The 12,266-nt window shown below is 33.6% G+C and carries 9 protein-coding genes, 1 pseudogene and 1 other annotated feature; of the genes and pseudogenes, 4 read left to right on the top strand and 6 right to left on the bottom strand.

The window, feature by feature from the left end:
* Nucleotides 1-184: 184 nt before the first annotated feature.
* Complete coding sequence (locus ACQKMD_RS07640; RefSeq protein ID WP_427750853.1) at nucleotides 185-1,525, bottom strand: HD domain-containing protein; 1,341 nt, start codon at nucleotides 1,523-1,525, stop codon at nucleotides 185-187.
* A gap of 280 nt (nucleotides 1,526-1,805) precedes the next feature.
* On the opposite strand from ACQKMD_RS07640, the gene ACQKMD_RS07635 reads away from it, so the two are divergent.
* Nucleotides 1,806-1,943, top strand: a complete 138-nt coding sequence (locus ACQKMD_RS07635; RefSeq protein WP_427750851.1) for a YjcZ family sporulation protein — start codon at nucleotides 1,806-1,808, stop codon at nucleotides 1,941-1,943.
* Nucleotides 1,944-2,245: 302 nt separating this feature from the next.
* On the opposite strand, the gene ACQKMD_RS07630 is transcribed toward ACQKMD_RS07635, so the two are convergent.
* Nucleotides 2,246-2,806 (bottom strand): hypothetical protein, encoded by a 561-nt coding sequence (locus ACQKMD_RS07630; RefSeq protein ID WP_427750849.1) that lies wholly within the window; start codon nucleotides 2,804-2,806, stop codon nucleotides 2,246-2,248.
* Nucleotide 2,807: 1 nt separating this feature from the next.
* Nucleotides 2,808-3,140: a PadR family transcriptional regulator gene (locus ACQKMD_RS07625; protein WP_427750848.1), complete on the bottom strand. Its 333-nt coding sequence runs from the start codon at nucleotides 3,138-3,140 to the stop codon at nucleotides 2,808-2,810.
* Between the two features lie 326 nt (nucleotides 3,141-3,466).
* Between ACQKMD_RS07625 and ACQKMD_RS07620 the strand changes: the two genes are divergently transcribed.
* A complete protein-coding gene (locus ACQKMD_RS07620; RefSeq protein WP_427750846.1) occupies nucleotides 3,467-4,342 on the top strand; it encodes a S16 family serine protease in 876 nt (291 codons plus the stop codon).
* Nucleotides 4,343-4,772: 430 nt separating this feature from the next.
* On the opposite strand, the gene ACQKMD_RS07615 is transcribed toward ACQKMD_RS07620, so the two are convergent.
* Nucleotides 4,773-5,009 carry a DUF3977 family protein gene (locus tag ACQKMD_RS07615; protein WP_427750845.1) on the bottom strand — a complete coding sequence of 79 codons (237 nt, stop codon included), beginning with the start codon at nucleotides 5,007-5,009 and terminating at the stop codon, nucleotides 4,773-4,775.
* A 589-nt stretch (nucleotides 5,010-5,598) separates the two neighbouring features.
* Nucleotides 5,599-5,838 (top strand) — a binding site (T-box leader).
* Nucleotides 5,839-5,893: 55 nt separating this feature from the next.
* On the opposite strand from ACQKMD_RS07615, the gene ileS reads away from it, so the two are divergent.
* Nucleotides 5,894-8,989 carry an isoleucine--tRNA ligase gene (gene ileS, locus ACQKMD_RS07610; RefSeq protein WP_427750843.1) on the top strand — a complete coding sequence of 1,032 codons (3,096 nt, stop codon included), beginning with the start codon at nucleotides 5,894-5,896 and terminating at the stop codon, nucleotides 8,987-8,989.
* A 544-nt stretch (nucleotides 8,990-9,533) separates the two neighbouring features.
* Here the strand turns inward: ileS and ACQKMD_RS07605 are convergent.
* Nucleotides 9,534-9,713, bottom strand: coding sequence for a hypothetical protein (locus tag ACQKMD_RS07605; protein WP_427750841.1), 180 nt, complete (start codon nucleotides 9,711-9,713; stop codon nucleotides 9,534-9,536).
* Nucleotides 9,714-10,507: 794 nt separating this feature from the next.
* Between ACQKMD_RS07605 and ACQKMD_RS07600 the strand changes: the two are divergent.
* Nucleotides 10,508-11,387: pseudogene (locus ACQKMD_RS07600) on the top strand (pentapeptide repeat-containing protein).
* Nucleotides 11,388-11,461: 74 nt separating this feature from the next.
* Here the strand turns inward: ACQKMD_RS07600 and ACQKMD_RS07595 are convergent.
* Complete coding sequence (locus ACQKMD_RS07595; protein WP_427750950.1) at nucleotides 11,462-12,238, bottom strand: GNAT family N-acetyltransferase; 777 nt, start codon at nucleotides 12,236-12,238, stop codon at nucleotides 11,462-11,464.
* Between the last annotated feature and the right edge of the window lie 28 nt (nucleotides 12,239-12,266).

Below are 12,266 nucleotides of genomic sequence, written 5' to 3'. Positions count from 1 at the left end.
AGTAACTAGTTTATTGTTGGAATCACCGATAAATTTCATGATTTTTACTATAATCGTAAAATCTATTACTTATAACGAAAGAATTGTTTAAATGGTTGCCAAGGAGTATTATAAAAATTTTATTAGAAAGGTCAACAAAAAAAAGAGCTGCTCCAGCAACTCCATTTAAATAACCTATTATTAATTACATATTTAATAATTCATTAATTTCTTTAATCGCTTTGGAGGTTTGGGCATAAATTAACCAATCAGATTTAACCATATTATTATTAGTCGTAAGTATTTCTACAACATCCATATCATTTAGTACAGTTTGAATGGGCTTATTTTGTCCATTTACCTTTGCAGCAGACATACTGAAAGCTAATTGTGAATTTAGTGAAAAGGCAAAATCGATAATAGTTGAACCTTTTGGTAATGAGACCACATCCATTTTAGGTGTATATACTGTAATTATCCTTTGAAGCAATTCAAAGGCAATTAAATCATTACTTAGAGTAGTTATTTCGCTACTTGATAAATCGCCCTTTAGTAACTCAAACACTCCATTATCATTCATTTTTTTATCACACTCACTCTGAATTATAAAGATTACTTCGATATTGTTGATTAGTACTTTAGTTTTTAATTGTTTTAAAAATGGACTTTTCACGATGGCAATATTATCTATTAATTGATGTTCAATTGGTGTATAGAGCCTATGTATTATCCCCAGCGCAGTATAACAAAGAAGAGGTGCATTAGTGATCACTTTGATTGAAAATAAATCGGATAAAGCATGCTCTTCTAGTAATAAGCAATAAGATCTGTACAACGGTTCTTTATTCCATTCCAAATCTAAAATTAGAGAATCACCTTCCTTTTTTACTTCATCAAAACACTTGATAAAGATAGCTTCAAATTTAACAGCGTAATTGTTTATTAACTTTTGAACTGTTTTAGACTTAGGTGGGTTCAAATAATTGAATGATAACTCCTCCAACTCTTTTTGCATTCTATATAATCCAAGTCGCTCTGCAAGAGGTACAAAAAAGATAATTGTTTCATTTGCATAAGGGATCTTTTTTTCAATTTTTTTAACTGAAAGTGTTCTCATATTATGCAGCCTATCTGCAATTTTAATAATTGCAATTCTGATGTCATTTACTGAAGCAGAGAGCAGTTTTTCCGTATTAATCGCAGTATATTCTTCTTTCTCAAGTTGACCCTTCTCTACTTTGGTTAAACCCTCTACGATTGAAGAGACTTGTTCACCAAATTTTAGTTCAATTTCATGGATAGGAGTATCTGTATCTTCCACTACATCATGAAGTAATGCTGAAATTAAAGAAGTAACATCCGCCTTATATTCCAAAAGTATTTCGCAAACGGCTAAAGGATGAGTGATATACGGCTCTCCAGTAGCCCTTTTCTGTCCATGATGTGCGTTATCAGCAAAATTAATAGCTTGTTCTAATAGATCTATTTCACTCTGTGAAAGATAATTGCTCAATTGAATTAATCGTTCTTTTAAAGTATTTATCATGAAATCACCCACCTTTTTTAAATGAATTATAACCATTAAGGGTAAGTTTTCCAATAAGAGTAACAGAATTTAGTTTTAAATTTGAAAAAATTGATGATTAAAAAACTGAATTTATTCGCCTTTTTAAGTTAATATGATACATAACTGTAGGGACAAATAATACCACCAGGGTGTGACTGTAGTGACTTTAAATTATTTTCTTAAAACTAAACAAATGAACCCAGACACTTATTCAATATTGACATAGAATGAACTATCAGAGATATAGGAGGTGTACAGTATGGGCAATGGCGGTTTCGAAGGTGAACGTGAACGAAATGGATCAGGCTTCGCTTTACTTATCGTTCTGTTTATTCTTTTGATAATTATTGGCGCAAGTTTCATGGGTGGCTATGGCGGCTATGGTGGATGCTGTTAATGTAAGTACGCTGTAAACCTTTAGGTATAATAATAAATCCCACCATCTGAGACAGGGTTTTTTTACCTGTCTTTTTTCTTTGATTACATTATATATCTGGTAGGTAAGGTACATAAATGACGGGACCCTATTCATCATGATGAACAAACAATTGATCAAGAGAACTCGTTAGACAGAGGTGAACGTATTGTCGAGATTGAATCGATATCAATTACTGTTTTATAATGGACAGTACGACTAAAGATTAGAAGAGCCTGCATTGATTGAATCTCAATACAGGCTCTTCTTTCTTATTATAATACTTAACTGTTTAATCTGATATTTGCATTTTTTAACATACCGAAAGCAAGTCCCATCATTAAACCAATCCCCGTGATAATAAAGAATAATAAACCAATACTCTCTTTTAAAACGACCATTTGCAAAATAACACCTAATAACGCACCTAAGGTTAATCCGATGAACATAAATGCAGCGTAATATAGACCAATTGCTTCCTCTATATTCGGTTCAAGATATTGTAACCATTTCGCATTATTATCTAGCATAGGATTGTCTGGATTTTCAACTGCAAACGAGGCCTTAGCCTTTTCAAATGCATCTGCTTCTGAAATGCCTTCCTCTATTATCAAATCTTGTATAAAATCGTCCATATAACTGATTAATTCTTCTTGAGCTTCCTTATTTTTTTGTGAAGTCCATTTAAATTTAGCAGCCGTTTTCTTCGCCTCCCCAAATGTCTGATTCGCTTGAATTGCAAGTTCTTCAAAGTATGTAAGCTCTTTACTGTCACTTGCACTTAGCTTTGTATTCTGCTTCACGAATTGGTTGATTTTGTTTTTTGTAGCTTTACTTAATGTCATGTTATTCGACTCCTTCCAAAAATTGATCCATTAATTGTTTCATGAAAAGCCATTCCTCTTTTTTATGGCTTAAATACTCTTTTCCTGTATTCGTGAGATGATAGTACTTTCTCCTGGCCGCTGCACTTCCTTCTTGCCAATAACTTGTTACATAGCCATTTTTCTCTAAACGTTTAAATGATAAATACAAAGTTCCTTCTTTTATTTCAAATGAATTCTTACTTAGCTTTTTAACTTCTTTGCTCAGATCATAGCCATACATATCATCATGATAAAGCAAACTTAAAATGATTGTGTCTATATAACCTCTTAATATCTCCTTATCAATTTCCACGTAATTCTCTCCTTCAACTATACCTTGCTTTGTTAGGTACAAACAGATTATAAAACATCTATACCCTATAAAGCAATGTATAAATTAAAGTAAGGTATAAATAGTTCCTTCTTTTAAGATTGAGATAATGGTTCAATAGGCAAAAAAACCGTTTATAAAGCGTTAATCTACGCTGTACAAACGGTTTTTTTATGTGAATTTGAAAAAATTTATAATTTCCAAAATAAAGGGGTTTTCTGCATTTTTCTAGAAATATAAAATATACTTGCACTAGAGTAAGGAGTGAAGGAATTATCTTTAATCTCAAAAGAAGTTTACCTTGTATAGTGACTACAATTATTACCTTGATCTATTATTTTGTATTTCTATTATTGTATCTTAAAAATGTAATTGGAGGAGTATCATTTGTTGTACTATTATTACTTAGTTTAATTATCTTATTAATTACACTCATTGTGTATCGTAAAAAGCGTGCTATCAAACGCAAAGTCTTGTTAGCAACAACCATGATAGCTCTATTATTTTGTTACGAACTGCCACTACTATTTTATGATTCTTACACGCACGCTGCATACAGATATACGGATCCTTTAGAAGTATACGAAGGCTCAGGAATCTATTTAATAGGGGTAAATCGAGTTGATTTCCAATTTACTGAAAACAAAAACGCTGTTATAAACTTTTTAAAAGAACAACAAATAGACTTTCTGGATATTATTAAAATCACCAATTCGGACCGGTACGGAAGTAAGAACCGACAATTATTGAAGTGGTTCTATCTTGGGAAAGATAGCGTAGAACAAATGAGAGAAAACGTGAATCATTTTTTAGGACAAGAAGATGGAAACATTAACAAATTTTTAAATAACGATCATATTGATGGAAGTAGCGCTGGATTAGGTTTAGCGTTGACAGGGCTTATTTTGAGGGGTGATTTGCACACCGACTTAAAGATTGCTGTTACAGGGGCAATTAACGAAACGGGAGACGTATTAACCATAGGTATTTTAAAAGAAAAAATGCAAATTGCTGAAAAATCCGGTTTTTCATTGATGATCATTCCAAGTGCAAATAGAAAAGAAGCTTTGGAAATTCAGCAGAAACAAAATTTAAACATACAAATTCTTGATGTGTCACATGTAGATGAAGCAGCTCGACTGATTAATGAATTGAACGATAAAACTAATGAGCAAAATAAATAAGGCATTCTGCATTGCTGCTTATAAACAATACAGGATGCCTTGTGTGTATCTATAATAAAGTATTAGAGAAAGTTTCGTCTTGATTAGCAAGACGGATCTATAAAACTAATTCAAATGATACATCTTAGTTTCTTTTATGAAATCATGCTACTTATGGTTGAATGTCTAATAAAATCCAGTTTTTCATTGGCAAAACTACTATCAAAATTAATACGATTATTATCCAAATTACTGTATTTCTTGTTAATCCATTATCACCTCTATAGTTATTTGCGCAATTTTTGCTGTATTTGATGCTATACGGAGATTAAATAATAATGTTCTAGAGCAAACAGAAGAAATTAAAAAAATAGGTGACGAGCTAAAAGAACATCGTAAACGGCTGTAGCACAAATTTTAATTACGTATATGCGAAGTTTCCTTCTTTATCTTATTTACTTTGAATACCCAATACTAACTTAAGGGAGTTTCGCTTCTTTTTCATCTTCTTTAAACCTTCCTTTGAATCTAGGATTACTACCGTTTTAAATAACCAAATTCGAAGATAAACCGATTTAAAAATAATTGGTCCTATTATACCTCGTTCCTCAAATTCAGAACCGCCCTCTAATTCTGTCTCTATCCTAACAATCCACGTGTTGCCAATTCCTATTTCAATAAATTTCATTTTTGATCACCGCTTCACTTTTGTTAATCACTTAATGTAAATTAGTATTATTCGTCTTACTATCGAGAAAAAATAGATTGGTAAAAATGATAGTAACCTATCAAAACTCAAACCTGAATACATAAAATTACAAATACTCATAAAAATAGATTTATTTCCCTTTAATTATACGAAATGAATGATTTCTGCAATAAAAACACATGTGAATAATCTTTCGCAAATGCTTATGTATCAATGGTTTTCAAGTGTTTATTCGCGGATTTTAGTTGCTGTGAGCGTTCATGAAAAATAGATTTGTGTATCTTTGTGTTCTAAAACGTTATAATGTAACCCACTTTTTCTATTATTCGCTATTTTATTTATAGATTCTTTTGAATTTATAATATACTTTTTACATTACACTATTTTCAGTTATCACATTCAACAAAACTTTCATTTTTGAATAATTAAATTTCACTATTCTCTATCTACATTATCTTAATTCTAATTGTCCAGGTTTCTACAACAATAAACTAGTAACATCCCTCCCCTTCTTTAATGATTTGACAATTTTTTTCAGTTCTGTTACGATAATTTCCAATAAAAGCATACAAATTCGTTGATGAGAAAGAGTAACATTACATCTTATTCCCTAGAGAGCTGACAGATAGGTGCAAGTCAGTGTTTAAGAGTAATGTGAATATCCTCTCTGAGAAGATTGACTGAAGATTTAGTAGGTCTCTCCGGGTGTCCGCCGTTAAAAGGAACACGTATGATTGTACGTTGCTGAGTGCTATTGAGCGGTTTTCAATAGAATTAGGGTGGTATCGCGGTTAACCCCGTCCCTTACTTGGGACGGGGTTTTTTGTATGTTTTTAAATAATTTTTGTATTGGAGCGATATCAATGTATTCAAATGAAAGTAAAGAAAATACAGTACAGCGTGAACTACGCATTCGTAACCTCTGGATAGAGCAAAATACTTTCCAAGCTTCTGTTGACGCAAGAGATGGACGCACACCGTTTGTTTTTTATGAAGGACCACCAACAGCAAACGGACTTCCCCATGTAGGGCACGCATTTGGTAGAACGATTAAAGACGTTGTCGCACGTTATAAAACGATGCAAGGATTCCAGGTAGAAAGAAAAGCTGGATGGGATACTCACGGTCTTCCTGTAGAACTTGGTGTTGAAAAGCAACTGGGCATTTCAGGTAAACAAGAAATTGAACGTTATGGTATAGAGCCATTTATCAACAAGTGTAAGGAAAGTGTTTTCACTTACGAGAAGAAATGGCGTTCATTTACAGAAGAATTAGGTTATTGGGTTGATATGGATGATCCTTATATGACATTAAGCAATGACTATATCGAAAGTGTATGGCACATCTTGAGTAAAGTGCATAAAGACAAATTGTTATATAAAGGCCATCGTGTTTCACCTTACTGCCCTAGCTGTCAAACATCATTAAGTTCACATGAAGTCGCACAAGGGTATAAAGATGTTAAAGATTTATCTGCTACAGTGAAATTTAAATTAGCTGATAAAGAAAATGAAGTCTTCCTCGGTTGGACGACAACACCTTGGACTTTACCTGCTAACGTAGCACTTGCAATGAATCCAGAGTTAACTTATGTAAGAGTTCAAAAAGAAGAAGAAATCTTCATTGTTGCTAAATCGTTAGTTGAAAAAGTATTAGGTGGAGGTGTTGAAGTTCTAAGTGAGCATAAAGGACATGAATTTGAAGGCGTAAGGTATTTGCCTCCATTCAATTATGCAACTGTCGTAAAAGGACATATCGTTGTCTTAGCTGATTATGTAACAGAGAGCAGTGGTACGGGTATCGTTCATATCGCACCGGCTTACGGTGAAGATGACTATAAAACTATTCAACAAAATGGCTTATCTTTTGTGAATCTTGTTGACTTGCAAGGTCGTTACACAGCTGAGGTAGTTGATCTTGAAGGAAAATTTGTAAAAGACTGTGATGTAGATATTATTAAAATGCTTTCTGAAAAAGGTCTGCTATTTAGCAAAGAAAAGTATGAGCATAGTTACCCACACTGCTGGCGTTGCGATTCACCGCTTCTTTACTATGCGACAGATAGCTGGTTTATCAATATGTCGTCACTTAAAGAGCAAATGCTTGTGAACAACGAAACAGTCACTTGGTATCCTGAGCATATTAAAAACGGGCGTTTCGGAAAATTCCTTGAAAATCTAGTCGATTGGAATATTAGTCGAAACCGCTACTGGGGTACTCCATTAAATGTATGGATCTGTGATGATTGTGGCAATGAAGTTGCTCCTGGCAGTATAAAGGAATTAAAAGAAATTGCTACAACCAATTTGGACGATGGTATAGAGCTTCATAAGCCTTTTATTGATGATGTTCAATGCGTTTGCCCTAAATGTCATGGACAGATGGAAAGAACGCCAGAGGTTATTGACGTATGGTTTGACAGTGGTTCAATGCCGTTTGCGCAACACCACTATCCATTTGATAATAAAGAGAAATTTAAAAAGCAATTTCCTGCTGATGTCATTATTGAAGGCATCGACCAAACTCGTGGCTTCTTCTACAGCCTTTTAGCAGTCTCTACACTATTTACTGGGCAAGCACCATATAAGAATGTTTTATCATTAGGTCATGTATTAGATGAGAACGGCCAGAAAATGTCGAAGAGTAAAGGTAACGCGCTAGATCCAGTTGAATTGATCCAAGAATATGGTGCTGATGCTCTACGTTGGGCATTTTTAATAGATAGTTCGCCTTGGAATCCTAAACGATTCTCAAAAAAGACTGTGCAAGATGCAAAATCAAAGCTAGTTGATACATTAGATAATACGTATAAATTTTATGCGATGTATGCGAAAATTGATGGTTTTGAATATGATGCCAATCAAACTGGTAATAAAACAATATTAGATCAGTGGATGCTCTCCCGTTTGCATAATACAGTAAAAGTTGTAGCAGAGTTTATGGATGAATTCCAATTTACAGCTGCTACAAGAGAGATTGCAGAATTAGTTGATGAAGTGAGTAATTGGTATGTAAGACGCTCTAGAAATCGTTTCTGGGCTTCTGGTCTATCAGAGGATAAAAAAGCAGCATACTCTACCCTATTTGAGACATTAAGTACAATTAGCCGCTTATTAGCACCATTTGTACCTTTTATCGCAGAGGATATTCACTTAAAACTCCACAACAGTAGCGTACACCTACAAGACTATCCAAAAGCGGATGAAACAGTGATTAATCCTGAATTAGAAAATGATATGGCTACGATTCTAAAAATAGTTGAATTCGGTCGAAGTATTCGTAATAGCACATCATTAAAAACGAAACAACCGCTTCAACAAATAATCGTTTGGCGTAGTGAAGACAATGGTTCGTTAGATGAATATACAAATATCATCAAAGATGAATTAAACGTCAAAACTGTTACTTTTACTGATAATATATCGAAGTATGAATCAGCTAACTTCAAATTGAACTTCAAAACTGCTGGTGCAGCCTTTGGAAAGGCAGTTAACTCCGTTAAACAATATGTAGAAAACATGCCTGAAGAAGAGAAACAAACAATTCTATCGCAAGGCGAAGTACAGATTAAAATAAATGAAGAAGGCTATACTTTAAAATCTGAGCACCTCCTTGTTGAATCTGCTGTAACGTCTGGCTTTGAGTTAGCTGGTGATCAGCAATTAAAAGTACTGCTAGATGTACAATTAACGACTGTATTAATCGAAGAAGGCCAAATAAGAGAACTTATTCGTACAATTCAAGACACAAGAAAGAAATTAGATTTACCAGTTGAGATGTATGTATCTCTTAACATTGTAGCAATTACTGAAGTAGAAGAAATGATCCTTCGTTTTGAAGATTTAATGAGAGAAAATTTACTTGTAAATGAAATCACATTTAACACTTTAGAAGAAAGCGAGCAGCCTATTGATGTACACCTTGGTGCCGAACTTATGAAAGTTGCAATGCGTTATTAATTTAAATATACAAAGGGGCGTCCAATAGTCGATTTCCGGCTTTTGGACGCCCCTTTATTTTGAGGTTTTATTTAACATATAAAGAATAATACATTTAAATGTAAAGGGTATTCTCAATTTGATGAGTTAGAATTTTAAGAAGGAAGTATTATTTTGGAGATATTTTGTTAATGTAATGTTCGTTATTATTTGTGTGTTCGGAAGAAGAGAAAACGAATTGAGCAAAATCACCAACATTTACACATGATAATTTGACTTTATACGAAGTAGAGGAAAAAATCGGGCTTTCAAGAGAAAATGGCGAGGTAAATGAACGGTCTTAAAAAAGCATTTTTACGCTAATTGAATAGATCAAAATTATCAATGACATATTTCCTAAACAGGGGTAATTTACATAAAAAAACTGCACTTCCATGATTAATTACATCCAACGATAGAAGTGCAATTCTTATTATATTTTAAACTCACTAACAAAAAAAGATTTATCCGTTGACATTGATGGTGAAAAAAATAAGTAATAATTTTTAATTTCAAATTTGTTCGTTCAAGCAATATCTAAATTTTTCAGATCATAAATTCCCCCTATAAACCCAATAAAACCACCGATAGCAAATAAGACAGCAGGAATAACGGATGAACTTGCAGTTATCAAACTATATATTCCAAAAATGCATAAAACGAGAGAACACGTTGTTCCAATAATTGCTCTTATCCTTTTGTTCATTTACTCCACTCCTTAACGCTCATTTTTTAACTAGCATAGCTTAAGCACTTATATAACGTATTCCTTACTTAAATTCATATTAATATATCTTGCCATCCCAGTTTTTAATTTTTTAAATCCACATTTCCTGTAGTAGATATCAGGTGGATATACGATACATCTTGTATTACTATGCCAAGCATACTTAACTATATTCTCCTCGATTTTGTAGAAACTACACAATAAGTTTTGCAAATTCAAAGTAATAGATCCTTTTAAATCCATGATCAATAAACTTTTAGTAATTATAACAAATTTATCCATTATATTTTTGTATTATTAAGAAATCTTTACACAAATATTCGTCTCACTAAAATAATAATTTCCTTTTACATAAGTTAATCCAAACTGAAATGTATCTTTGCCATCTTGTACCAATGTAATTGAATAGTTTAAACCATCCTTTTTTTCTTAATTTTCATCCTTTATGAATTTTATGCCTTTGATGTTTTTTATAAACCTCTGTATCATTTTTTTCAGCACATACAGCTTTTTCTCCTATATTACCATCGACAATTTTAATCTCAGATACAAATAATTTAAATCTTTGTCATAGAATTCTTCAAGCGTTTTTATTTCTGATCTCACATCCTGTAAGCAATACAATATTATTTCTAAGTGTTTTTTTAAATACCGGCAAAATTTGACTAATAAAACAATCAAATGATATTATGGGGAAATTAGAACTATAAAAATATTTTCACGAACTATATATATCAATTTATTAAAATACAAAATTAAAGGAAGTATACAAATTGCTAGATAATAGTGGTCATTCAAATATAATTCACAATAGAGGTTACAGCAATCTACGTGCGGATTGTGAGAACTGCTTTGGTTTGTGCTGGTTGCACTCCCCTTTGCTGCTTCGGCAGATTTTGCAATTGATAAAGCAGGAAGTAAGCCATGCCAAAATTTGCGAGCCGACTTCCGATGTAGTATCCATAATAGCCTTAGACAGGAAGGATTTAAAGGTTGTACTGTTTTCGACTGCTTTGGTGCAGGGCAAAAGATTTCCCAATCTACATTTAGAGGAGTAGACTGGCGTGAAAGTCCAGAGATAGCTAAGAAAATGTTCGCTCTCTTCCCAACTATGCATCAACTTCATGAGATGCTCTGGTATTTGAACGAAGCTCTTTCCTTGAAAGACGCTAGGCCGATTCATAGAGAACTTCTCTCCGTGCTTGATGAGACGCAACGGCTTAGTAAACTTAGTACAGATGAACTCAAGGAACTAGATATTCCTTTACATCGATCAGTAGTAAACGCTTTACTTTTAAAAACAAGTGAGCTTGTTAGAACTAAAGCACTTCATAAGCATTCAAATTCTAAAAAAAGCAAAACAATTGACCATCGAGGAGCAGACCTTATGGGTGCTAAGCTTAAAGGTGCTGATCTAAGAGGAGCCAATTTAAGAGGTGCGTACCTTATTGGTGCTGATCTACGAAATGCAGACTTACGAGTGGCAGATCTTATTGGAGCAGATTTTCGTGACACCGATTTAAGAGGAGCAAATCTAACTGGTAGTATCTTTCTCACTCAAGTTCAAGTTAATGCTGCAAAAGGCGATGAAAACACGAAGCTTCCACTCTTACTTCTCGCCCAACGCACTGGGGTGCTAAATTCTCATTATAAAGCTAAAGCCTATAAAACTATCGAAAGTAAATAAGTCATGATACACATCCCAAAAACGCATATAATTGGGCAACTTAGTTGATAGCAGGTGACTGGCAGCCATTAGAGTACGCAAGACAAAGAAAACCATACTTTTCTAGGATAGGCCTACTCATTGGACTGGCGTCAACTGTAAGATAAGGATGCCCTTTTTCATATGCCTTTTTTGCACGAACTGCTAGAAGTCTACTATAATAACCTTTTCCTCGGTACATAGGTAGCGTTGAACCTCCCCATAAGCTTGCAAAGGAGGAATTGGTCTCTAAGTACATCCAAGCTGCACTTACAAGCTGACCATTTTCATATATCCCATAAAGATAAAGGGATTCAGGATTATTCTGTTTATCCCTCCAAAGTCTTTCTCCCAACTCAGCATGCGAAACATTCCAGTTGGCATCTTCTAAATCAATAATGTCTTGAATGCCTGGTTCATCCGTTATTTCATTTATATCTAAGTGCTGGTCATTATTCAGCAAGGGGTGCTGGTCATCTAGCTTCATAACCATGAGAGCTTCAGGTTCATCTATTGTAAATCCTTCTTGTACAAGAATATCTTTTAAACTATTAGGCTTATCGTAGCTATACACCTTCCACTCAAAACCCTGCCCAAGGTTACTAAAATAATTTATCTCTTCCTTAATGATTTCCCTTGAATTCTCTTCATTTACATTAGATGTGACAATAAACCCTTTTTCACCAAACTGTGAAATGTGACGCACTACATGCTCTGTTTCCTCTCTTATATAACCTTGAATTTGTGCCTCTTGTCGAAGTTCTTTGTGGAATAGTGAGATCAGTTTATTTTTATCCATGGTCAAGCTCCTTTCTCCTGTAGTTGAA

Origin of the sequence: Viridibacillus sp. NPDC096237, from assembly GCF_050278625.1 — a bacterium.
Classification (GTDB): domain Bacteria; phylum Bacillota; class Bacilli; order Bacillales_A; family Planococcaceae; genus Viridibacillus.
This window is presented reverse-complemented; position numbering and strand designations above follow the sequence as displayed.

Excerpts from the sequence above, each read along its gene's own strand:
- ACQKMD_RS07640 (WP_427750853.1), bottom strand. The coding sequence starts at position 1,525 with ATGATAAATACTTTAAAAGAACGATTAATTCAATTGAGCAATTATCTT.
- ACQKMD_RS07615 (WP_427750845.1), bottom strand. The coding sequence starts at position 5,009 with ATGAAATTTATTGAAATAGGAATTGGCAACACGTGGATTGTTAGGATA.
- ACQKMD_RS07605 (WP_427750841.1), bottom strand. The coding sequence starts at position 9,713 with ATGAACAAAAGGATAAGAGCAATTATTGGAACAACGTGTTCTCTCGTT.
- ACQKMD_RS07595 (WP_427750950.1), bottom strand. The coding sequence starts at position 12,238 with ATGGATAAAAATAAACTGATCTCACTATTCCACAAAGAACTTCGACAA.
- ACQKMD_RS07635 (WP_427750851.1), top strand. The coding sequence starts at position 1,806 with ATGGGCAATGGCGGTTTCGAAGGTGAACGTGAACGAAATGGATCAGGC.
- ACQKMD_RS07630 (WP_427750849.1), bottom strand. The coding sequence starts at position 2,806 with ATGACATTAAGTAAAGCTACAAAAAACAAAATCAACCAATTCGTGAAG.
- ileS (WP_427750843.1), top strand. The coding sequence starts at position 5,894 with ATGTATTCAAATGAAAGTAAAGAAAATACAGTACAGCGTGAACTACGC.